Annotated in this window: 19 protein-coding genes; 12 read left to right on the top strand and 7 right to left on the bottom strand. The window is 36.4% G+C overall.

What is annotated here, in order from left to right; all coding sequences use genetic code 11:
* Positions 1-163: 163 nt before the first annotated feature.
* The 6 genes from ACXITR_RS00300 to ACXITR_RS00275 all read left to right on the top strand — a co-directional run bounded on the left by ACXITR_RS00300 (position 164) and on the right by ACXITR_RS00275 (position 5,327).
* Positions 164-1,351: a homocysteine biosynthesis protein gene (locus ACXITR_RS00300; protein ID WP_457995233.1), complete on the top strand. Its 1,188-nt coding sequence runs from the start codon at positions 164-166 to the stop codon at positions 1,349-1,351.
* 17 nt (positions 1,352-1,368) lie between these two features.
* On the top strand, positions 1,369-2,145 hold the full coding sequence (locus ACXITR_RS00295) for a tryptophan-rich sensory protein (protein WP_457995232.1): 777 nt from the start codon (positions 1,369-1,371) through the stop codon (positions 2,143-2,145).
* A gap of 134 nt (positions 2,146-2,279) precedes the next feature.
* Positions 2,280-3,200, top strand: coding sequence for a cobalamin-binding protein (locus ACXITR_RS00290; protein WP_457995231.1), 921 nt, complete (start codon positions 2,280-2,282; stop codon positions 3,198-3,200).
* Between the two features lie 221 nt (positions 3,201-3,421).
* On the top strand, positions 3,422-3,832 hold the full coding sequence (locus tag ACXITR_RS00285) for a hypothetical protein (protein WP_457995230.1): 411 nt from the start codon (positions 3,422-3,424) through the stop codon (positions 3,830-3,832).
* A gap of 292 nt (positions 3,833-4,124) precedes the next feature.
* A complete protein-coding gene (locus ACXITR_RS00280; protein WP_457995229.1) occupies positions 4,125-4,754 on the top strand; it encodes a hypothetical protein in 630 nt (209 codons plus the stop codon).
* A 51-nt stretch (positions 4,755-4,805) separates the two neighbouring features.
* Positions 4,806-5,327: a hypothetical protein gene (locus ACXITR_RS00275; protein WP_457995228.1), complete on the top strand. Its 522-nt coding sequence runs from the start codon at positions 4,806-4,808 to the stop codon at positions 5,325-5,327.
* A gap of 15 nt (positions 5,328-5,342) precedes the next feature.
* Here the strand turns inward: ACXITR_RS00275 and ACXITR_RS00270 are convergent, their stop codons facing one another.
* Positions 5,343-5,732 (bottom strand): hypothetical protein, encoded by a 390-nt coding sequence (locus ACXITR_RS00270; RefSeq protein ID WP_457995254.1) that lies wholly within the window; start codon positions 5,730-5,732, stop codon positions 5,343-5,345.
* A gap of 334 nt (positions 5,733-6,066) precedes the next feature.
* Between ACXITR_RS00270 and ACXITR_RS00265 the strand changes: the two genes are divergently transcribed.
* From ACXITR_RS00265 to cdaA, 4 genes are all read left to right on the top strand, one after another.
* Positions 6,067-7,068, top strand: coding sequence for a DnaJ C-terminal domain-containing protein (locus ACXITR_RS00265; protein WP_457995227.1), 1,002 nt, complete (start codon positions 6,067-6,069; stop codon positions 7,066-7,068).
* Positions 7,069-7,158: 90 nt separating this feature from the next.
* Complete coding sequence (locus ACXITR_RS00260) at positions 7,159-8,271, top strand: ATP-binding response regulator (RefSeq protein WP_457995226.1); 1,113 nt, start codon at positions 7,159-7,161, stop codon at positions 8,269-8,271.
* 148 nt (positions 8,272-8,419) lie between these two features.
* Positions 8,420-9,820, top strand: a complete 1,401-nt coding sequence (gene lysA, locus ACXITR_RS00255) for a diaminopimelate decarboxylase (RefSeq protein ID WP_457995225.1) — start codon at positions 8,420-8,422, stop codon at positions 9,818-9,820.
* A gap of 323 nt (positions 9,821-10,143) precedes the next feature.
* Positions 10,144-11,085 (top strand): diadenylate cyclase CdaA, encoded by a 942-nt coding sequence (gene cdaA, locus ACXITR_RS00250; RefSeq protein WP_457995224.1) that lies wholly within the window; start codon positions 10,144-10,146, stop codon positions 11,083-11,085.
* Positions 11,086-11,099: 14 nt separating this feature from the next.
* On the opposite strand, the gene ACXITR_RS00245 is transcribed toward cdaA, so the two are convergent.
* The 3 genes from ACXITR_RS00245 to ACXITR_RS00235 form a co-directional block, all read right to left on the bottom strand.
* On the bottom strand, positions 11,100-12,224 hold the full coding sequence (locus tag ACXITR_RS00245) for a hypothetical protein (protein WP_457995223.1): 1,125 nt from the start codon (positions 12,222-12,224) through the stop codon (positions 11,100-11,102).
* Between the two features lie 134 nt (positions 12,225-12,358).
* Positions 12,359-13,033, bottom strand: a complete 675-nt coding sequence (locus ACXITR_RS00240) for a DUF4079 domain-containing protein (RefSeq protein ID WP_457995222.1) — start codon at positions 13,031-13,033, stop codon at positions 12,359-12,361.
* Between the two features lie 158 nt (positions 13,034-13,191).
* Positions 13,192-14,751 (bottom strand): cryptochrome/photolyase family protein, encoded by a 1,560-nt coding sequence (locus tag ACXITR_RS00235; protein WP_457995221.1) that lies wholly within the window; start codon positions 14,749-14,751, stop codon positions 13,192-13,194.
* A 173-nt stretch (positions 14,752-14,924) separates the two neighbouring features.
* Between ACXITR_RS00235 and ACXITR_RS00230 the strand changes: the two genes are divergently transcribed.
* Complete coding sequence (locus ACXITR_RS00230) at positions 14,925-18,968, top strand: CBS domain-containing protein (protein WP_457995220.1); 4,044 nt, start codon at positions 14,925-14,927, stop codon at positions 18,966-18,968.
* Between the two features lie 106 nt (positions 18,969-19,074).
* Here ACXITR_RS00230 and ACXITR_RS00225 read toward each other — a convergent pair whose 3' ends face one another.
* Positions 19,075-20,514, bottom strand: coding sequence for a RecQ family ATP-dependent DNA helicase (locus tag ACXITR_RS00225; RefSeq protein WP_457995219.1), 1,440 nt, complete (start codon positions 20,512-20,514; stop codon positions 19,075-19,077).
* The gene (locus ACXITR_RS00220) at positions 20,507-22,315 is read right to left on the bottom strand and encodes a PP2C family protein-serine/threonine phosphatase (RefSeq protein WP_457995218.1); all 1,809 of its coding nucleotides are present in this window, start codon (positions 22,313-22,315) and stop codon (positions 20,507-20,509) included. The genes ACXITR_RS00225 and ACXITR_RS00220 overlap by 8 nt, the downstream gene beginning before the upstream one ends.
* Before the next feature lie 256 nt (positions 22,316-22,571).
* Here ACXITR_RS00220 and ACXITR_RS00215 point away from each other — a divergent pair, with 256 nt between their 5' ends.
* Positions 22,572-22,832: a hypothetical protein gene (locus ACXITR_RS00215; protein ID WP_457995217.1), complete on the top strand. Its 261-nt coding sequence runs from the start codon at positions 22,572-22,574 to the stop codon at positions 22,830-22,832.
* Positions 22,833-23,068: 236 nt separating this feature from the next.
* Here the strand turns inward: ACXITR_RS00215 and ACXITR_RS00210 are convergent, their stop codons facing one another.
* Entirely contained in the window at positions 23,069-23,203 is a 135-nt protein-coding gene (locus ACXITR_RS00210; protein WP_457995216.1) for a RepB family protein, read from the bottom strand.
* Positions 23,204-23,274: the final 71 nt, after the last annotated feature.

Here is a 23,274-nt window from a genome sequence, read left to right as displayed (position 1 = left end):
AACAGATTAATGTCATCACGGAGCATATAACCGTACCATCCTTTACTTTCCACATTGGTATCACATTCTCCTAGGTTCTTATTAACTCCATTGACGATAAAATAAACTAAAGTTCAATTTTTTATGGACTTTTTAGCCCTGCAAATATACGAGTTAATTATTTATGCGTACCGTTGCCCAAATTAATGAAAAAATAGCCGATCGCACCGTAAAAGTCTGTACCATTGAAGAGTTAAAAAGCAAGGTAAAAAAACAAGGCATAAGTAAAACTTATCAAGAAATCGATGTGGTGTGTACAGGAACCTTTGAACCCATGGAGTCATCGGGGGCCATAATTAACCTTGGTCATACTGATCCGCCCATTAAAATTCGTCAATGTTGGCTGGATGGAGTACCTACTTATGCAGGGTTTGGAGCGGTGGATCTTTGTTTGGGGGCTACGGTACCATCTGAATATGGCAGTAATAAAGAGTTAGGGGATAATGTCCTTTCCAATTTACCCGAACGGGGAGGAGCCCATGTAATAGAAGACTTGATTGCAGGTAAAGCAGTACCCATTAAGGCGGTGGGGCAGGTAACGGACTGTTATCCTCGGGCTTCCTTTGAGTCCACCATTACTATGGATTCTATTAATCAGTTTTATTTATATAATCCCCGTAATTTATATCAAAATTTCATTGTGGGGGTGAATGGGGGCGATCGCACCTTATATACTTATTTAGGACCTCTATTACCCCGTTTAGGCAACGCCGTATATTCAAGCGTGGGGGGAATGTCACCCTTGTTAAACGACCCTGATTTGGAAGTGGTGGGCATCGGTACTAAGATATTTTTAGGGGGAGCGCAGGGATATATTGCATGGGAAGGAACTCAGAATTTTCCCTTACAAAAAAGACTAGAAAATCGTACCCCCATTGGCCCGGCTTCTACAGTGGCTTTGGTGGGGGATGCGAAACAAATGAGCCATGAATGGGTGAGGGGTTGTTATTTTAAAAATTATGGTTCATCTTTGATGTTAGGGGTGGGGATTCCTATTCCTTTATTGAGCGAAAAAATTGTCGCTAACTGTGCGGTGGATGATAAAGATATTGTCGCCCCCGTGATGGATTTTTCCATTCCCCGTCGGGTGCGCCCTAGTTTTGGTTTAGCTAGTTATGCCCATCTCAAAAGTGGCAAAATAAAAATTGAGGGGCAAGTGGTGCGGGTGGCTTCCGTGGCTAGTCTATACCTTTCTCGTCAGGTTACTCAAGCCCTCAAACAAAGTATATTAGATGGTGAATTTACCCTCACAGAGGCGGTGGCACCCCTACCGTGCGATCGTACTTTTATTGCCCAAGATGGCGCCATATAATTGACAGTTAAGAAATCATGAAAGTTAATCAAGATAGACTGAGACAATGGGTTAATTTCATAGCTATTGTGGCGGCCTTTGCCATCAATATCTGGGCGAACATTGCCCCTCGGGAAGAATTGACCATCGGTGAAATTTCGACTACCTTTTTCCCCAATGTACTAATCATTCCTGCTAACTATGCCTTTGCTATTTGGGGACTCATTTATGTAGGATTAATCAGCCTAGCTATTTACCAAGTTTTACCAACTCAAAGCAAAAATCCCCGCCTGCGCCAGATGGGCTACTATCTAGCCATCAGTAGTTTGAGCCAAATTATCTGGATATTTCTTTTTCAATCTCAATTGTTTGCCCTATCGGTTATGGCAATGGTCGGCATTTTAATTCCTTTAATTCTCCTCTACTTGAGGTTAGGTATTAACTTAACAAACCTTCCTTTCCTGCCAAGATGGTTAGTTAACTTTCCCATCAGCATCTATTTCGCTTGGATTAGTGTAGCCACGATTATAAACATAGCTTCGGCTTTGGAAATAGCAGGTTGGAGTGGCTGGGGAATTAGTCCTGAACTTTGGACAGTAATCATGATGATAATAAGTACGATTATAGCTATGGTAATCATCTGGCAACGCAGGGATAGTATTTATGGCGGGGTGTTTGTTTGGGCTTTCGTTGCGATCGCCCTCCGACAGGGACAAAATCCCACTCTTGCAATCATCGCTGGGGTACTGGCAGGACTGCTGGTACTCATTATCAGTATTAGGAAAAAAGCAGAGGTAAAGAGGAAAAGAATTTAATTAGCGAAGATCAAGCAATCTTAAATGCGTCAAAAGATTCACTGCCCATGATTTTATGGTAGTATGGGCTGATTAGAATGGAGCAGTTAAATTAAAAAATTTTGATTAGCTTAAAACAGTAATGAGTGTTACTAATGGATAAAAGAATTATATCACTGCTACCAAGTGCCACAGAAATTGTCACGGCGCTAGGATTGACGGAGAGCTTAGTCGGGCGCTCCCATGAATGCGACTATCCAACGGAAGTTGCCCAGTTGCCCATCTGTACTGAAGCAAGGTTGAATTCCAAGAAATCGAGTCGAGAAATTGATGCTGACGTGCAATCCCTCTTACAGTCAGCCGTAAGTATCTATCAACTGAAAATAGATGTTATAGAAAAACTGCAACCAACCCACATTATTACTCAGGATCAGTGCGATGTCTGTGCTGTCAGTTTCCCAGAAGTGGAAAAGGCGGTGGCTTCCTTGATTTCTAGTCAACCTCAAATCATCTCCCTACAACCAAACTTACTCAAAGAGATTTGGGCAGATATTGAAAGAGTTGCTCGAGTATTGGATGTTCCTTATGAACCAGCTTTACAGCAATTACAGGGAAGAGTGCAAAAGATAGTCTCTCAAACAGAAACCCTGTCAGAAGATAAACGTCCCACTGTGGTGCCTTTAGAATGGACTGAACCTTTAATGGGAGGGGGAAATTGGATTCCAGAATTGATAGAAATGGCAGGGGGTAAACCCTTATTAGCAAACAAAGGTGAACATTCACCTTATCTAACCTGGGATACCTTATCTCAAGCTAACCCTGAAGTCATTATTATCATGCCCTGTGGCTTTGATTTAGAAAGGACTCATCAAGAATCCCAAGTGTTGACAAGGCATCCTGACTGGAACAATTTAGAAGCAGTCAAGCAAGGAAAAGTTTTCATCACTGATGGGAATGCTTATTTTAACCGTCCCGGTCCTCGTTTAGTTGATTCTTTGGAAATTTTGGCTGAAATTCTCCATCCAGATGGCTTTAATTTTGGTCATCAGGGAAAGGCTTGGCAACCTCTAGGATAACCTTAAGCACTCATTTTCCGATTGAGTAACTTTAGTGGATGTATTTTTATTTAAATTCCGATAATTTAGATTACTAAAAAATGCGTAATCTAAGAATGGTGAATGTCTGTTGATAGTCAGCAATAATAATTTTTGGTTGCATAATTACATTTTTTTACTATTCTAATGCTATGATTGACTATATCAATTTTAAACTATCAAATAACTGTTGATAGATATACGTGAAAGTAATAAAGCGACTGTGCATTGGTCTTTCCATGGGGTTAGCTTTGGGAGTTATTAATGCTAAAGTTTCATGGGGTCAAATTTCTCCTTATGGGGCATCAGTAAATCGATATAATGCTCAGGCATACTCAGCAACACAAAAGGGTGATTACGACACAGCAATTATTAATTACCGAAGAGCAATGCAGGCCGCCCAAGCATTGAATGATCCACTTCTAAGAGATTGTGGTGTGGCTAGTGCAATGGCTAATGTTAGAGGGGCAGAGGCGGCCAAGGCGTATCTTAAAGAGCAAGGGGTTAATCCTACCAATCTCAGAAGAGCTAGAGATATAGAGGACATATCTTTCAGGGCTTATTGGGATGAGATTGATGTCAGAAGACCCGATTTAGCTAATAGTTGTCCTTAGCTTTTAACAGATCCAACACACAAATCAAGATTATATTATCTAAAAAGATTCCTCTGAGCTTTTTAAAGAAAGAAAAAATAGAAAGTGAATATCTTATAAACTAAAAAAAGAAATTAATAACTAAATTTTATAAGATATTAAAATAAAGGTATTTTCAAAAAGTGATTGCATAAATCCAGTTAATTAATAGTTGTGCTTTTTCTTTATATTTTCTATAGAAAGCATACCTACTAATACATATATAATGTTATTTAAATATTTAACTTTTTTGTAAAATTAAATTAGCAAGCTAATGAATAACCCAATTCCAGAACCTGCAGAAGAGAAAAACAATCAATCCCCTAATGATACGGAAGTTATTGCCCAAGTAAAAACTGCTACCACAGATGCTTTATTAATTTTAAAATATTTAATTATTGATTTACCCAACTTACCCGTTGTTTTTTCTAAATATAATAAAGAAAGAATTATTAAATCAAGTATTGCTTTAGGATGCTTTTCTTTAATAGCTTTCACTATAGCAACTAAAAGTCTTATAGAATCTTTTTCTTACTTAGGTTTTGGAACAAGTCGATATTACTTTATTCCAATAATTGCTTTTATAACCCTAGCTTCAGCTAGTTTATGCGTTCGTAAACTATTTAAAGCTGAAGGCACATTAGAGGGTGATTTATTTACATCTGGCACCACTATTATACCGACGGGAATATTTCTTTTATTAGCTAGTTTTTTAGGTGCGGCCAATATTGAGATAATAATATTACTATTAGTGTTTAATATTATTCATACAACTTTAATTTTACATACATGTATAACAAAAATATCCAATATTAAAGAAAAATATTCTTCTGTATCTATAGGTATAATAATTGCTTTAACAATATGGTTTTCTAAAATACTTGTTACCTCCGTAATTCTCTAAAAATAATCCTCTCATGAAACATCTTACTGGTTATTTAAACAATATATTATTATGAAAAAAGCAACAAAAAAATTAAGTTTATCTGTAGCTGTAACATTTTTGGCGATCGCCCTGACTTCTACCATTGTCAAAGCCCAAAATGCTAGACAGCCACTACCCATGAGGATTTCAACTTCAGAAGGTTTTTATGAGTTAACAGTTCCAGACACCCAAACAACTCGGTCAGCCTATGGTGGTAAGTTAAGAGTGTATGATATTCACATCGCCAAAATGTTTGAGGTTACTTACTTAGAGTGTCAACGGTTTGGAGAAGGAGGTAATCGAGAGTGGTCTTACTATGCTGGTAATGGCAATATTTACATGGGGGATTTCTTTATTTCCTGTAGTTTGGTTAGAGACATTGTTAGTGCCTATGGATTGGGCGCTCCTCAAAATACCCCCATTATTTATGGGCAAGAAGAATCAGGTCCTCCTATCACACGAAATGTTGCTGTTCCCACTCTTAACCTAGTTGGTGGAAAACAAGACAGATGGATTAATTTTACTAAGAATTTTAAACCCACCTTTCGTTAATTCTCAATTTATCTATTATTCTTCTCTACCTTGGGAATCTTGACGACCTAAAGCATATACACCACAGGCGATCGCACCTAAAATTCCCATACTAATTTCCCAGCTTTTACCAAACCCTATGCCCACAAGATAATTAGTAAAAATACCAAAAATAAAGAAAGGGATAATACTCATCAAAGAAGCTAAAAAAGCATTTTGAGACTCCCTAGCCTTCCGTGTACGTTCAAATTCTTCCTTAGAAGTATATAAATATTGTTCAGCAAAATTAAACCATCTTTCTAAACCATTAATAATCGTTTCCCGTAAAGAAGCAAAAGCTAAATATAAAGCTAAAGACCATAAACAACTACCAGCAATTATTGCCATATCCAAAGAAAAATAGAAAGGAAACATACCGTATATAATTAATAACTTTTATGAAGACCCTATTATCTTACCTCAGTTTTATGGAAGATTTTTGTCTAGCCTAGCCCATAAAAAAATGACGAAAATCAAGAAAATGGGGGTGTAACCGAACCTAAATCAGGATATAATTTTGCTACCTTAGAATTAAATAGGATAAGTCATTAATCAAGATTTTAGTGGATTAAACATCTGATAATTGACAATTGACCATCAAATCTTGAGCATACAAATACCTTCACCATGGTTGAAAGTATCTAAAACTTACCTATCTATTGATAACCCAATTATTTACTAATACTAATTTTATTGTTAATTGTAAAAGCATAAAAAACCTATGGCAAGTACAGATTTTAAAGATTATTATTCAGTTTTAGGAATTAATAAAAGTGCCACAGCAGATGAAATTAAGAAGGCTTTTCGTAAATTAGCAGTAAAATATCATCCAGATCGTAACCCAGACAACAAAGAAGCAGAAGAAAAGTTCAAAGAAATAAGTGAGGCTTATGAAGTATTAGGCGACGCAGATAAAAGAAAAAAATATGACCAATTCGGACGCTATTGGCAACAAGGTGGACAAGGTAGCCAATCCCCTTGGGGAAATGCAGGGGCAGGGGCAGGAGTAAATTTTGATGGCTTTGATTTTAGTCAATATAGCGGATTTGATGACTTTATCGATCAACTATTGGGACGTTTTTCCAACCCATCCGCTGGAGGTTATGGTGCTGGAAGTAGTCGCCCGAGTAGTGGTGGTGGTTTTAGTGATTTTGGTGGCTTTGGGCAACAAACCCCAAATAATACCGCTAATGACGTAGAAAAAAATATTAGTCTAACTTTTGCTCAGGCTTTTAAAGGAGTAGAAAGTAAAATTAATTTGGGAAAAGAAACCGTTTCTGTCAAAATTCCCCCCGGGGCTAAATCTGGTACAAAAATTCGTCTGCGGGGCAAAGGAAATGTTAACCCCATGACTAAACAGAGGGGAGATTTATACTTAAAAGTGGATTTAAAACCCCATGACTTCTTCTTTTTTGAGGATGATAAATTGGTGTGTGAAGTACCTATTTCCCCCGTAGAAGCCGTATTAGGCGGGGAAATCTCCGTGCCTACCCCCGATGGTAGTGTGAGTGTAAAAATTCCCGCTGGTATTCGCCATGGGCAGTCTTTACGATTAAAAGGTAAGGGTTGGAGTAGTGCGAAGGGTAGTCGGGGTGATTTATTCGGGCGCATTGCGATCGCAACTCCTGCTAGTATTAGTAATCAAGAAAAAGAATACTATCAAAAAATCCAAGAAATTAGTACCTACAATCCTCGACAAAAATTAGATAACATTAGTTTATAAATTAGGTTTTAGTTAGTTAACCAGAGGGTAATATTTTCTACCAGTGTCAACTTTTTTTAAATTTTCATGAGCTAAATCAGTTTTTTTGTGATGACGACAATATTGGTAATCGATGATGATGCAAATATTCGGGATAATATTAGAGAAATCCTAACTACCCTAGATTTTCAAGTCATCACCGCCCGTAACGGTGAAGAAGGATTTAATTTAATCAAACAAAACTCCTTAGACTTAATTATTTGTGATGTCACCATGCCTACCATGTCGGGCTATGAATTGTTAGAAAAAATTCAAAAAGAAGAAAATATTTCCTCTATACCCTTCATCTTTTTAACCGCTAACTCTGATACTGGTGACATGAGAAAAGGTATGGAATTAGGGGCAGACGATTATCTCCTCAAGCCCTTTACCATTGACAGCCTCATCAAAGCCATTAATACTCGCCTAGAAAAAGTGGCACGACTGAAAAAGCAGTCCATAGAAACCTTGGCAGAATTGAGACACAATATCAGCTTTGCCCTACCCCACGAAATCAATACTCCCCTCAACGGTATCAACACTTCAGCACAACTTCTCAAGGACTATCATGACAGTTTAGACGGGGAAGAGTTACAAGAAATTGCGGATTTGATTTTACATAGTGCGAAAAGACTAACCCGTTTAATGCAGAATTTTTTACTGTACGCTGAGTTAGAATTAATCACCAAAGATGATGATAGAGTTAAACAGATTAGAGAATCAAAGGATTCAGAGTCTAATATTTCTAATACCCTTATTTCCGTAGGTAAAGAAATATCTAGCCAATATAATCGTCCATCGGATTTATCGATACAGGTTGACAGTGTAATGGTAAAGATTGCCGAAAACAATTTAGACAAAATATGTCGTGAGTTGATTGATAATGCCTTTAAATATTCTCAACCCAAACATAGGGTACAAATTACCTGTCAAAAGGTAAATAATAATTGGCTAAAAGTATCCATCTTTAATCAGGGCAAAGGCATGACAAGGGAAGAAGTGGAGAAGGTTGGGGCATATATGCAATTTCAACGCCGTAAATATGAGCAACAGGGAAGCGGTTTAGGTATTGCCATCACTCAAAAAATGTTAGAAATTTATGGTGGTAGTTTAGCCATTAATAGCATTTATCAACGGGAGACTCAAGTTGATGTAATTCTTCCCATTGTTTCAAACTCAAGTTAGAATTGTATTTATCCTTGGAATAAAACCTAAGATAGTTAAAACAGTGTCCCATGGAATTAACTGTTGGGAAAATAGTTACTGTAAATGGTGATTTAGTAGCAAAACTACATCGCCTATTATTATTTTTTATATATTAGTAAAAATATAAATGTTAGTCACAGAAAAAAACAGCGCCGAAAAGTTCATTAAAGCATTTGACCCTAGTTTATCTCCAAATCAGCAACTTTTACCCCTAAGTGCAAAGATAAATAACCAAAATCACTTAGAAATAGGAGGATGTGATGTAACTGATTTAGTAGAAAAATTTGGTACTTCTTTATATATTGTTGATGAGCAAACTTTACGTACTAGCGCTCGTCAATATAGGGATGCTTTTAGAAAATATTACCCAGGGGAATCCCAAGTTATCTATGCTTCTAAGGCTTGGTGTTGTATGGCGATCGCCTCTATCCTAGCCAGTGAAGAAATAGGCTTTGATGTAGTTTCTGGAGGAGAATTATATACTACCACAAAAGCTCTCGAAATGAGCAACCTAGGTCAAGAATATATCCAAAACAAAATCTATCTCCACGGCAACAACAAATCCATTGCCGAATTAGAACTAGCCATCGATAGCCAATGTAAAATTATGGTAGATAACTGGCTAGAATTGGAAAACCTTGCCAAACTATCCGCCCAAAAACAAACCCCCGTTTCCATCCTCGTGCGCCTCACCCCCGGCATTGAATGCCATACCCATGAATATATTCGTACAGGAAGCATTGACAGTAAATTTGGATTTGATGCTAACCAACTAGAAGCGGTTTTCACCTTCGCCAAAGAGCAAAAATTTATCCACTGTATCGGCTTACACGCCCATATCGGCTCACAAATTTTTGAACTACAACCCCATAACGACTTAGCGGGAGTCTTAGCCGACTGGTACAAAAAAGCCCTCGACTATGGCTTACCCATGGCAGAATTAAACGTCGGTGGTGGTTTAGGGATTCGTTACACCGAATCTGATGATCCCCCAAGCATTGACCAATGGGTAGAAACGGTGTGTAAATCCGTTCTTAAAGCCTGTCAGGAGCGTGATATTCCCCTACCAAAATTAATTTCCGAACCTGGCCGCTCTATGGTCGGCAGTAGCACCATTACCGCTTATACCGTGGGGGGAAGAAAAGAAATTCCTAATGTCAGGACTTATATTTCTGTAGATGGTGGTATGTCCGATAACCCTCGCCCCATTACCTATCAGTCTGTTTATGAGGTGGTGATTGCCAATAAAATGACCAGTGCTAACACTCAAACCGTTACCGTGGCAGGAAAACATTGCGAATCGGGAGATATTTTAGTGAAAAATGTCGCCCTTCCTGAGACAAAAGAGGGAGATATTCTGGTAGTATTAGCAACAGGGGCTTATAACTATAGTATGGCTTCTAACTACAACCGTCTAGCACGTCCTGCCGCTGTTTTAGTAAATGAAGGAGAGGCAAATTTAATTATCCGTCGTGAAACCTATGATGATTTGGTAAAACAAGATTTATTACCTAGTCGTTTGGCATAGGGTTAAATTGAGTAAATAATATTGAACTTAAATTACTCGGACTTGTTTTTTCTCTAGTTGGCATAAGACTTTCATTAGATTAGATTTTGGGGATGTACTCTATTACCTTTTAAGGGAAAATGTGATGAACTATGGACAGTAAGCAATATGGGAAACATAATTACCAAGTTTTTACTGTCCTCATCCCCTAATTTGGATGTTGATTATAATTTGATGTTAGAGTCATTAAATAATTTAACGATATATGGGATGGTTGTTGATTTAGAATTAATATGTAGTTATTAGCTTTGAGTAAACAACATAATAAAGCGGGTTAGAATTTGATGTTTTGGTCGGGTTTTTTTCCTGACAATTTAAAAAATTTTTTGCTATTTTTTCTCGATGTTGGTTTAGTTAGTATTTTTTTCTATCTAATTACAACCCTTCTCCAAGAACGTCGGGCGCAAAGAATGGTAAGGGGTTTATTGTTTTTAATTATATTTTATTTACTGTGCGATCGCCTCTTACAACTAACACTAATTAGCTTTTTTTTAGGACAATTAATATTAATTTGTTCCCTTTCTATCGGAGTAGTTTTTCAGTCAGATTTTAGACGTTTTTTAGAACAACTAGGCAAAGGGGAAATAAAATCATTATGGAAATCGGATAATATCATCCCCAAGGAAGATACCATCATCGATGAGATAGTTGATGCCGTCAAAGAATTATCCCAAAATCGCACAGGGGCATTAATAATTATTGAAACCTTTAACACCGTAGAAGAAAGGGTATTTTTAAGCCCGGGGGTACAATTAAACGCCGAAATTACCAAAGAATTATTACAAACCATCTTTCAAACCAAAACCCTCTTGCATGATGGAGCGGTTTTTATCCGAGGCTCAGAAATTGTCGCCGCCAGTGTTATTTTACCCCTATCAGAAAAAAGTGCTTCCAAAAGATTAGGCACTCGCCACCGTGCCGCTATGGGTATCACTGAGTTAGTAGAAAACTGTGTATGTGTAGTGGTTTCCGAGGAAACAGGCTCTATTTCCCTGGGAGAAAAAGGGGTTTTAAATCGTCCCCTCACCAGCACTAAACTAAAAGAATTATTAGAAGAAAAATTAAATGTCAGTCAAGATACAGAAGTAGTCACAGGAGTAACTCGCATCAGTCGTCAGCTAGGTTTTACGGGGTGGAGTTTAATTACAGGTTTATTTAAAGGGAAAAAATCCTCTAAAAAAAATAGCTATTATAATCAATTACCAAAACCAAAGGATAAAAAGTAAAATATTTTCAAGAGCTATCTTTTCTTGTAGAAACGTTTAATGGATTCAACTATGGCGGTGACTGCTTGTAAGTTTTCTTCTTGCTCTAATCCTTCGATGGGGGAGTTGGCAACGTGTTGCAGTTTTTGGGCAATTACTTTGATGTTTTTATCGTAATGCTCAAACATTCTGAGAAGTAGATCATCAAAACTACAGGTTCTCACAATAGACCAGTGTTGCTCAAAGGTGTCAATGTCATACACTGCATAGAACAAAAGTATCTTAGCACGTAAAGGGTTGGTGTATTGCATTATTTCCTGCTTAAGCTCGAATAAATTTTCTATTTTTAACCAAGGAATAATCTGCCCTTCTGGTACGCTACTAGGGGCAACATCTCTTTTTACTTCTTCGGGAGGTGGGGATTTTTCTTGGGGTTGGGGGGTTTTTGTTTCTTCGGTTGCTTTTTTAGATTTAGCTTTAATTAATTGGGTTTCTTCATCTTCCGTTGAGTTGTTGTCTTTATCTCTGGTTTCATAGGGATATAGATAACTAAAGTTATCCATGATGGTATCGGCGATGAATGTATAAAAATTTTGCCTATTAATGCTTGATACTACGGTGTCAAGGGCTTTTCTGAGTCTTTTTGTATTGGGATAAAGTTCTTTTATTTCATAGATTAAGTCTCTTATGTCATACATTTCGATGACGTTAATATCTGCTTCCCAGTATTGTTTACAGACAGCAAAAATTACTTTTTTCATTCTTGCTGATTCTTCATGATTTTGGATAGCTTGGGCGATCGCCTCTACAATTTCAGTATCAGAAGTGTCATTTTCTTCGATATAATCTTCTTCAGCGGGTGAAATGTGGTATAGATCAGACATACGCCGTAACACATACATGGCAATCTTTTTGTAAACAGTTTTGCGATTTAGTGTTTCTACGGCATGATTAAGTAAGGCTTTAAGATCTTCTAGGGTAGGATTTGTATTATGTAAATTTTCTAATAGCTCGATGAAGGAGTAATCATTGATTACCTCAACATTATTTTCCCAATATCTTTGACTAACATAGAAAACTAATTTTTTTGCCCTAACCGCTTCTTTGGAGTTTTGTAAATCTTGAGCTATACTTTCAATTATGTCTGACGATACGACCATTTAATTTCGTCGGGGATAATTTATTCCTTTTTTTGAAATTATAACTGATTTGAGACTCTGCACAATCCCATTATCACTTTCAGTGTTTGAATAGTCAACGAGGAAAGGATTAACTCAACTGTTGACTAAACCCATTAGAAAATAAAAAATGCTGGGGGGGGTGTCCAAAGGGCAATTTCAAATATATCCCTAGCACCTGTCATGGCTTGTCCGAGGAATAGCAGTAGGGCAAGGCAATTGGTGATGATGTGAATATTACGCCATCGGTTGCTTTTATCTTGATAAATATCGTTGATAATGGCGATGGAGAATATCATCAGCAGGGTGACGGTTACGCCATAGTAGTAATGGGATATGTACCATTCATCTCCCCTGCGAAATATACCGTCTTGACAACCCAAAATGACTACCGCCATACCGCTAAGGGTGGCAAATATTCCTCGCCATAGTTTGGTTCGAGCCATGTAGAGTAAAATATAAGTGGCGATCGCCCCTAAAAACATTAAAATAATAAAAGTAAACTGGAAAAAATTGGTTTCCCAGAGACGATTTTCGAGAATATTTTTAGCCATCAAAGGACGAAATAAACCCACAAGGGTGACAATTACCACCGCCGTAGAAAGTTTTTTGCCTATTTCCACATGGTTTTTACCCACCGAGGGAGGAATAGACTGTTTATTTCCTGCCTTAATAGCCAGTCTTCTTTGACGGGTTTCCCATGCAAAATAAGATACTATACCGATGAGGGGAAACACACCCACCACGGCTAAAATCGGATGTATGATGATAGAAAATTGCTCGGCATTCATGATAATAATTGAAAATTGAGAATAATAAGACCTCACCTAGATAGCTAACTAAAACTTTGTCCGCAGAGTTTAAAAATTTTTAACATATCGCCATATTAGCTTATAAAAATAGAGACATCAGGGAGTTTGTGGCATCGGAGAAGAAAAATTAGTCATTACTAATCACCTTTCATTCTCTTACTTGCCAAAGATTTAATGGTGTTTAAATCCTCCACTGACATTTTTTCTAGGTGTTTTAACACCAAATTCATCCTTCCTTGGGTGCGCAACTTTTCCTCATGTCTAGCCAAAAAATCCCAGTATAAATAATTAAAAGGACAAGCATTTTCCGTCAATTTTTCTTTAGGATTATAACGGCATCCCTTGCAATAATCACTCATTTTATTAATGTAATTAGCAGAGGAAGCATAGGGTTTTGATGCTAAAATCCCACCATCGGCAAACTGCCCCATACCTAATACATTGGTTTGCATTACCCAATCATAGGCATCAATAAAAGCGGTATGAAACCATTTTTTTAACTCTTGGGGGGAAATACCTGCCACTAAGCCATAATTACTAAGAATCATCAATCTTTGAATGTGATGGGCATAGCCTGTGTTTTCCGTTTGCGTCAACACTTGATGTAAGCAATTCATATCAGCTTTTGTACTATCCCAAAAAAAGTCAGGTACAGGATTTTGATGCTCAAACCAATTACTACTAAAATAATCATCATCTACATAATGATATAATCCATACATATATTCTCGCCATCCCAGAATTTGTCTAATAAATCCTTCTACGGAATTGAGGGGATAATCTCCTTTATAATAAGCATTTTCTACGGCTTTTATTACTTCTAATGGTTGCAACAAACCAATATTTAGATAAGGGGAAATCAAACTATGCCACATAAATTCTTCCCCTGTTACCATAGCATCTTGATATGTTCCGAATAGTTTTAGTCTGTGATCTATGAAATTATTTAATACTTTTAAGGCTTCCTTTCTGGTTACACCCCATCTAAAATTTCTTATTTTTCCATAGGTTTTATCTTTTATATTTTTTACTTTTTCGATTACTTCTAAGGTTATTTTGTCTGGCTCAAAAAATAAACTGGGGGGAGTTTGTAAATTTTTTTTGGGTGGTTGACGATTTTCTTTATCTAAGTTCCATTTTCCGCCGATGGGTTTATTTTCTTCGGTTAATAATATGTTAAATCTTTTGCGACTTTCTCGATAAAAATCTTCTAGTATTAATTTCTTTCTTCCTTTTGCCCACTGATTAAATTCTTCTTTTTGCCATAAAAAATTACTATGGGGAAAAAACTTAATATAACAATTTATATTCTCTTGATTGAGGAAACTAAAAAAAGATCTATCATAGTTATTAGGTGGATTAATACTGTTATTAAAGGGTATGGTGCGATCGTCACTAGGACTCATTAACCTTAATTCCGTAATATGATGGGTTTGAATCCAATTAACGAGGGATTTTTGAACATTATTATCAATAATATAAGTTACTTGCCAACCATTTTCCCTTAATTCTTTAGCAAAATGACGCATTGCGGACCAAATTAAAACTAACTTTTGGCAATGATAAGTTTTTAAAGAACCTAAATCAAAAGATTCAATCAAAATTATCTGAGTATCTTTTTTATTCTCTAAACAACTCAATAAAGCAGAATTATTCTTATTTAATTGATCCCCTAAAATCCAAACTCCTATGGTCATAATATTTTCAATAAAAAATTATCTTTTAGTTTATAATAAAGTGTATTAATACCATCCCTAACAATGAAATAAATTTATAAAATATTTATTAATCCCCTAAAGTTATTTATTCTCATTATAAATTATTAATCATAAATTAACCCAAAATGTCCACTGATAATCCTCATCAGATCATGAAGCAAAAAGTCCTAAGTAATAATTATATTAAGGTACAACTAGACTCTAGTTTATTAGATGTTGTTGAACAACTAAGTCAAGTAAAACCAGAAAAATTAAGGGATGAGAATAAGTCAAAATATCCTCATAAAAGTAGGCATTTTAGTTGTGCTTTAGTGATCAATAATGAGCGTTTAGTGGGGTTAATTACAGAGAGAGATATTGTTAAAATTTCGGCTCAAAAGTGTGCCTTAGATAAGATGGTGGCGGCACAAATTATGACAAGGGATGTAATTACCTTTGAAGAGGAAAAGGTTGGCAGTGTTTTAGAATTAGTAGATATTTTAAAAACCCATCGCATTCGACATTTACCCTTAGTGGATAAACAATCTAGGGTAGTGGGCATTGTCACCCCTGAAACCATTAGGGCAACCTTACAACCCCTTGATCTTTTGAAGCATCGTCATGTAGAAGAAGTAATGAGGCGTAATATTGTTTATGCTTCTCGAGGGCAAAAAGTAATTGAAGTAATAAACTTAATGGCTACCCACCGTATTAGTTGTGTGGTGGTGGTGGATAAAGGAGAAAACAGTCAGTTAAAACCCTGCGGAATTATCACAGAAAAGGATATTGTTAGGTATCAAGCCCTTCGATTAAATTTAGCACAGTTGGAAGTGCAACAAGTGATGACTCAACCCTTGAAAGTCATTGTTAAAAATTCTTCCCTTTGGGATGCGCATAAGTTGATGGAAGAAAAAGGTTTTCGTCGCTTAGTGGTGGTTAATAAGGAGGGTTATCTTCAAGGGATTATTACCCAGAGTAGCGTATTAGAAGGAATTGATCCCCGTGAATTACAAGATGTTATCACTGTACTCGAAAAACAGGTGGAGTTACTGGAAAATAAAAATACAGAGTTATTACACCAACTAATAAGACAACAACAGCAAAGTTTGCAAGAAGCCCAGAAAAGAGAGACTCTGCTACTGGATATATCTTTGCGGATTCGCTCATCTTTAGATTTAGAACAAATTTTACAAAGGGCGGTAGATGAGGTTAGAAATTTATTGTCGGTGGAAAGGGTAGTTATTTTAAGGATGGATAAATGTCTTGAAAATTCTTTGTTGATTGAGTCCATTGTTGATAATAAGTATTCTTTACAGGGTAAGATATTCCGGGATGATTGTTTCGAGGAGTTGTGGTTAGACTCTACAAAGCCTTTTCCTACGGTAACTATTGAGGATGTTGAGAATAGCGATTTGACGGAATGTCATCGAGGATTACTAGCTAGTTTTGGTATTAGGAGTAATTTGGTAATTGGTTTAGTGGTTAATAAATCCTTATGGGGGTTATTGATTGCCCATAGCTGCGAGGAAATTCGCCGTTGGAAGCAGGAGGAGGTAGAATTTTTAGATAAGTTGGCGATTCAGTTATCTATTGGGATTCAACAGGCTAGTTTACTCACTCAGGTACAACAAAATAGTGTGGAGTTGGAGAAAAAGGTAGAAAAACGCACTTTAGAGTTAACCAATCTCAATCAACAATATCAAGATGAGTTGATTAAATCTAATGACATACAGAGGGAGTTGGAAAAAACTAAGTCAACTTTAGCTGGTATTTTAAATGTCGCCCAGGATGGCATTATTTCTATTAATAATGAGCAAAGGATTATTATGTTTAATCAGGGGGCTAGTAAAATTTTTGGTTATACTCCTGAGGAGGTTTTGGGTAAACCTTTAGATATTCTATTGCCTGATAGGTTTATTGTTTCTCACCGTCATCATGTGGAAGATTTTAAGAAGCGAGGAAATAAAAATTCCCGTTGTGATATGGGTAATCAGAGTAGTGAGAGAAGATTTGTGGCGGCGAAAAGGAAGGGAGGTGAGGAGTTTCCCATTGAGGCTTCCATTTCTCGTTTGGTGACGGATGAGGATAGTATTTTGACGGTAATTTTGCGGGATGTGACGGAGAAACAAGCGTTGGAGGCGGAAAGAAGAAGGTTAGCTCATTATTTGGAGGTGAGTTTAAATGAGATTTATGTTTTTAGTGCGGATACTCTTTTATTTGAGTATGTGAATCAGGAGGCTTTGAATAATATTGGTTATAGTTGGCAGGAGTTACAAAAAATGACTCCCCTTAATATTAAGCCTGAGTATAATTTGGATAGTTTTCAGGATTTAATTAATCCTTTGTTGACTGAGGAGCAAAATATTGCGTTATTTAAGACGATTCATCGTCGCCGAGATGGTAGTTTTTACCCTGTGGAAGTCCATTTACAGTTGGTTGATGAGGGAAATAGGAGGGTATTTTTGGCTATTATACTTGATATTACGGAAAGGGAAAGGGCTGAAAAACAGTTGAAGGATGAGTTGGAGAAGAGTTTGTTGTTGAGTAGTATTACGGATAAGATTCGGCGCACTCTCAATCATGATGATATTTTTGCCACGGCGGCGCGGGAGATTGGCATGGCTTTTGGGGTGAATCGTTGTTTAATTCATGATTGTTTTTTTGAGCCTTTCTTTTCTATGCCTTTACGGGCGGAATATTCTTCGGGTGATTATCCTTCTATTATGGGTTTTCCTGTGCCAATTCAGGGGAATGCCCATCTTAATAAGATTTTATACCAAGAAGGGGCGATCGCCTCTAATAATATATATAAGGATAGTTCTTTGAGTTCTATCATGGGCTATTGTCGCACCATTCACCTTAAGTCAATTTTGACCATCGGCACTTTTTATCAGGGTAAAATTAACGGGGTAATTATCCTTCACCACTGTGATGATTTCCATGAGTGGACAGCCCAAGAGCTTGATTTGATTGAATCCGTGGCGGCACAGTTAGGAATTGCGATCGCACAATCGAACCTTTTAAAACAAGAAAAACAAAGATTAAATCAACTAGCTTTTAAAAATTATGAATTATCCCAAGCCAGAAAAGAAGCAGACTTAGCAAATAGTGCCAAAAGTGAATTTTTAGCCATGATGAGTCATGAAATTCGTACTCCGATGAATGGGGTAATTGGCATGACAAATTTATTAGCAGATACTCCCTTAAACCCTCAACAAAAAGACTTTATTAAAACCATTCGTCATAGCGGCGAAAGTTTGCTAGTTATTATCAATGATATTTTAGACTTTTCCAAAATAGAATCGGGTAAATTAGAGTTAGAAAATCAGCCTTTTAACCTATTAGAATCCATTAACAGCATTCTTGATTTAATGAAATTCCAAGCGGATGCCAAGAATATTAAACTAATTTATGAATCTTCCCCCCTAGACAGTGAATATTTTAGGGGCGATGTTACCCGACTTAGACAAATTTTATTAAACTTAATTAGTAATGCTATTAAATTTACGAAAGAAGGCACCGTAACTGTCAATATAGTAAGTAAAAGGGTTCAGGAAAAAAAATGTCGTCTCAAATTTACCATACAAGATACAGGTATTGGTATTCCTAAAAATAGACAAAACAAACTATTTAAACCATTTTCTCAAGTGGATAATTCCATAAGTCGTAACTATGGTGGCACAGGATTAGGATTAGTGATTAGTAAAAGATTAGCTGAAATGATGGGCGGGGAAATGTGGTTTGATAGTGAAGAAGGAATTGGCTCAACTTTCAACTTTACTGTTGTTTTACCTATGTCTAGTAATCCTCAAACTATTATTAATAATAACTCACATATCAAAAATTCAAATAATCTTAAACCATATAAAATTTTACTCGCCGAAGATAATAAAGTTAATCAAAAAGTTGCTACTCTAAGCCTTAAAAAAATAGGCTATCAATGCGATATTGTTACCAATGGTTTAGAAGTAATTGAAGCTATTAAACAAGTAGATTACGATGTTATTTTTATGGATATACAGATGCCAGAAATGGATGGTTTAGAAGCCACTCGATGGATTAGACAAAATAGTGTCCATCAACCCCGTATTATCGCCATGACGGCTAATGCCATGGAAGGTGATAGAAGTATTTGCCTCCAAGCGGGGATGAATGATTACATTACTAAGCCCCTAGATTTAGATGAGTTAACAAAGGCGTTAAATAGTGAAGAATGAGTAATGAGTAATGAGTAATGAGTAATGGGTAATGAGTAATGAGTAATGGGTAATAAAAATCTACTTCCCACTTGCCACTTACCACTTCCCACTTTTTCAACAACCCCTAATTATTTTTGAGACAATTATCACAAACACCACAGCGAAAGGACGAATTTGTTTGATGATTAAAAGCCCTTAATAAAAATTTCCAACGACAACTTTTCGTAGTTAGATAATCTTTCATTTGTGTTATTAATATTTTTTCATAATTAATCATCTTTTTGATATTTTTTTCAGGCTGATTTAAAGATAATTGATACTCAAAAGGATTTAACCATTTTAATTGTTTAGCGGTGGTTAATATACCTAAGTAAAGTTCATTTTTATGAGATACCGAACAAGTAGATTTATTAGATAGATTTTGTAATAAATTTTCTGTTTCTTGGTAATATGTTAAGGTTTTGTCAAGGAAAAAAGAGCGTGTTTTTTTATCGGTGGGATCTAATAATCCTGTAAATTCACTAACAATACTTAGGGCTTGGGTTATTTTGCCGTCTCGCCCTCCTCTTCCTATTTCTTGTAAGTAATCAGATAATAATAAGGGTACTTGATAATGAATTATCCATCGTAAATTAGGTTTATTAATACCCATACCAAAGGCATTAGTACAAACCACAAATTTAATTTTTTCCTCTAACCAATCCTGTTCTATTTTTCTCCTTTGACTACTAGGCAAACCCCCATGATAAGAGTAGTTATTATAACCATTTTGACTGAGATAATGGGAAATATTTTCAGCTTCTTTTCTGGTTCTAATATAGATTAAACCGCTCTGATTTTTTTGGTTATTTAAAAATTTAATTAATTGTTGTTTTCTTCCTTTCGGTGTCCAAATTTGTTTTACGTTTAGTTGTAAATTTTGACGATAGGGGCTAAGGATAAATTTCTGGGGATTGATTAAGCCAAGGGTATCACTAATGGTTTTTTGGGTAGTAATATCGGCAGTAGCGGTAAAACAGGCGATCGCCATTAGGGGGTGATTATGCTTTACTGATAGTAAACTAGGGCGAATTGCCCCCAATCGGGTATAACTAGGGCGAAAAGTTTTGCCCCACTGCACCACACAATGGGCTTCATCGATAATTAAGCTACTAATAAGTAAATCCTGACGGCTGATAATTTGCCATACCACGGGGCTAAGGAGGGTTTCAGGGGAAAGGTATAGTAACTTTAATTTTTGTTTTTCTAACCTATATATTACCTGAGTGCGATCGCTCCTAGCCATTTCCCCATGGAAAAAATCCACCGCCACCCCCTTTTGTTTCAACTCCCTAACCTGATTTTCCATCAAAGCAATGAGAGGAGAAACCACCAACGTTAAACCCTCCGACAACAAAGCAGGTAACTGAAAACAAATAGACTTACCGCCCCCCGTAGGCATCACCACCAAACAATCCTTTTTTGCCAAAAGACACTCCATAATCTCCTGCTGAGGGTAGCGAAAATCATCATAACCCCAAACATTTTTTAACTCCCCCCTTAGTAAATCACCCTGATTAACCATGGTATGTGGAATCGAGAGAAGAAGGATTAGAAGGACTTTCCGAAGACTTTAACTGATAAAATACCCCCAAAATAATACCCACCGCCACCAACAAAAACGCAATCCAATACTTATAGCGCTCAAAAAAATCACTCTCCTTTACCACCGTTACTGCCGATAAATCAGGCTCAGGTAAATCAGGCAAAACCTCCTTCAAAGTAGCCCAAGATAATCCCCTCTGTTTTTGGGCATCCACCCTCAAAACCTGACAATGGACTAAACCAATAGTGACATTATCATGACCATTTTTAGTTAAAGCAATATCCAATAAACGGGTAATACTGTCAGATAAAGACAACTCCCCCTCCAAAATAGGTAAAACTTCCCTACGCCAATATTGCTCAACCCTTTCAAAATCCGACAAACCATCAGAGCATAATAGTAAAACACAATCCTCATCAGGAATAATTCTTTTAATGTGAGGACGAATATTTTTAGCGTAATCTGTACCTAAAGCCTGAATTAAAGCCCCTGCTTGGGGATTATTAGTCATTTCACGATAAAAACTATAACCCAAACGAACCTCCCTAGATGCCAAATCATCATCCACCGTCAATTGATGACACCCCTGAGAAGTAATTAAATAAATACGAGAATCCCCCACATGACCTAAATATATCTCATGGTCTAAACCTAGGGTTAAAACCACCGTAGTCCCCATTCTATCTCGATCTTTACTCCCTTGGGCATTATTTATCTCCGCAATTTGGTCATTTGCTTCACATAAACTGGTCAATATTTTTTCCTTATCAATTAAGGGAGTCCAATTTTTACGATAAAGGGTGTCTTTCAGTTCTTTATGATAAATTTGAGTTAATTCTTTCTCCAAGGTATTTATAGCTAAATTAGAAGCAATTTCCCCGCCTTTTTGCCCCCCTAGTCCATCACAAATAATTGTTAAAGTATTAATTCCTGAAACGTTTTCCTTTAACTCTAGGGCAGGGGGATAACAAGCATCTTCATTATTACCCCTCTTTCTTCCAGGATCTGTGGAGGTGATAATATGATATTTTCTTTGATAGTATTCATCCCCTAAAATAAACAGGGCTTGGTCTAAAATTTTAACCACTTCCCCCGTACTGGTCAGGAGTTTTTGTTGTAAGCTAAGAACTACATTTGTTAAAATCTCTTGGATTATTTCCTCACTATCTTGTACCAAAGGTTCTAGTAAATTGCCTAAATCCTGTAGGCTTGGTTTGTAATGATTATCGGGGTTTAATTCCATTATTTTGATGATGCCACCATCTACCCTCAAATTATCTTTCACCAAAAAACTAGATAAAACTTTTTGTTTCTTAAGATAGTACCAAAGCTGAACTATTTGCCATAACCAATTTAACTGTCTGAGGGGGGGCGCCCCTAACCAAGCACTGTGCAGGGTGGGAAAAATATGAGGATAAATCAATTCTCCTGACGGGCTTAAAGGGGCGCTTTGATGTTCTAATAACCATGTATCAGCTATAACTCCATACACTTGGGGTAAGTGTAATCTTTGGGCAAATAACCGTTGATAAGGGAGTATTTCGGAGGGAATATCATCCCCGAAAGGAGGATTTTTCTGCGGTTTTGTATCTAAAACAATTCTCTCATTAACTACGTAAAAGCGATCGTCAATTAAAGACTGAATCTCAAAAGATTGAGCCTCCCCATCCATTACCCACAAATAACGCCTAATAGTTGGAGTATTACATTCATGACACATACTTTCATCAACCGAATTAATGGCATTACATTGAGGATTGATGCAGTGAATATGGCTCATAATTCAAGAACAACAAAAGTGAAAAAATGAAAACAATATAATTTCATTGTAACCTTTATTCCTCGGCGAAAGAAATTATCATTTTGTTTATCTTCATGCTCCATCATAAATAACTGTTTTGCTATGCTCCATGGTAGTCTAAGTAATGACTATCTTAAAACCATTAATCCATAAAACGATCTCTTTTTCTCAGATATAAGTAAAATATATTTTAGTGTTCGCTTTTTAACTATTTATATATATTTCTAAAAAAACTATGCCCGTAATCAATAAAACGAATCTTTCTCAAAAAGTTTTAAATAGTATTCCCCAAATATTAGATCCTACAATGTTAAGAGCCGCTAAGGAAATTTACGAAACATATTGTAAGTTTCATGTAACCCTTGATTCTCAGCCCCTAGGAGTTGCCATTGACAAAAAAACCTATCATGGGCAGTTAATTTTTCAAAAACAACCAATTTTATTACCGTGGGAAAATTTTATTCCTATCTATCAGATAATTTCAGATCATAAGTAGATTTTTGGATTATTTAAACATAATTTTTATTAATTCTTTTTTTATGGCTATCGTAATTATAATTTATGAGTATTATGGTTATCTGCAAATATTAGGTGCGAATTAACGAACAATACCTCTAGTTTTTACAATGTTATAATTGCTGTCATGTCTAACTTCCAAGCAGTATTACCAAAAATAATGGGTCTAAAGCCTCGCCCTTTTAGGGGGACTTGAACAAACAAAAGGCGATTAGCCTACTCTTTTAATCTTATTCTCCTTATAAAATCTCGCACTACCTCTGTTTGATTTCTCCCTGTTTGTTCACAATATTTTTTTAGCTTTTCTCTTTCTTCTTCTGTAATCAATATCGTCAAATGTACTTTTTTCATGGTATAATACCGTTATATACAGTATTTATTGTATCATGAAACAACGATATAACTATCGAATCTACCCAAGT

The sequence above is a fragment of the Cyanobacterium sp. genome (assembly GCF_054166785.1).
Note: the sequence above shows the minus strand (reverse complement) of the source record. Positions and strands in the feature narration are given on the sequence as shown.

Bases quoted from the DNA above. Each gene is read 5' to 3' on its own strand.
- ACXITR_RS00300 (WP_457995233.1), top strand. From the start codon at position 164: ATGCGTACCGTTGCCCAAATTAATGAAAAAATAGCCGATCGCACCGTA.
- ACXITR_RS00295 (WP_457995232.1), top strand. From the start codon at position 1,369: ATGAAAGTTAATCAAGATAGACTGAGACAATGGGTTAATTTCATAGCT.
- ACXITR_RS00290 (WP_457995231.1), top strand. From the start codon at position 2,280: ATGGATAAAAGAATTATATCACTGCTACCAAGTGCCACAGAAATTGTC.
- ACXITR_RS00280 (WP_457995229.1), top strand. From the start codon at position 4,125: ATGAATAACCCAATTCCAGAACCTGCAGAAGAGAAAAACAATCAATCC.
- ACXITR_RS00275 (WP_457995228.1), top strand. From the start codon at position 4,806: ATGAAAAAAGCAACAAAAAAATTAAGTTTATCTGTAGCTGTAACATTT.
- ACXITR_RS00265 (WP_457995227.1), top strand. From the start codon at position 6,067: ATGGCAAGTACAGATTTTAAAGATTATTATTCAGTTTTAGGAATTAAT.
- ACXITR_RS00260 (WP_457995226.1), top strand. From the start codon at position 7,159: ATGACGACAATATTGGTAATCGATGATGATGCAAATATTCGGGATAAT.
- lysA (WP_457995225.1), top strand. From the start codon at position 8,420: ATGTTAGTCACAGAAAAAAACAGCGCCGAAAAGTTCATTAAAGCATTT.
- cdaA (WP_457995224.1), top strand. From the start codon at position 10,144: ATGTTTTGGTCGGGTTTTTTTCCTGACAATTTAAAAAATTTTTTGCTA.
- ACXITR_RS00245 (WP_457995223.1), bottom strand. From the start codon at position 12,224: ATGGTCGTATCGTCAGACATAATTGAAAGTATAGCTCAAGATTTACAA.
- ACXITR_RS00240 (WP_457995222.1), bottom strand. From the start codon at position 13,033: ATGAATGCCGAGCAATTTTCTATCATCATACATCCGATTTTAGCCGTG.
- ACXITR_RS00235 (WP_457995221.1), bottom strand. From the start codon at position 14,751: ATGACCATAGGAGTTTGGATTTTAGGGGATCAATTAAATAAGAATAAT.
- ACXITR_RS00230 (WP_457995220.1), top strand. From the start codon at position 14,925: ATGAAGCAAAAAGTCCTAAGTAATAATTATATTAAGGTACAACTAGAC.
- ACXITR_RS00225 (WP_457995219.1), bottom strand. From the start codon at position 20,514: ATGGTTAATCAGGGTGATTTACTAAGGGGGGAGTTAAAAAATGTTTGG.
- ACXITR_RS00220 (WP_457995218.1), bottom strand. From the start codon at position 22,315: ATGAGCCATATTCACTGCATCAATCCTCAATGTAATGCCATTAATTCG.
- ACXITR_RS00215 (WP_457995217.1), top strand. From the start codon at position 22,572: ATGCCCGTAATCAATAAAACGAATCTTTCTCAAAAAGTTTTAAATAGT.
- ACXITR_RS00210 (WP_457995216.1), bottom strand. From the start codon at position 23,203: ATGAAAAAAGTACATTTGACGATATTGATTACAGAAGAAGAAAGAGAA.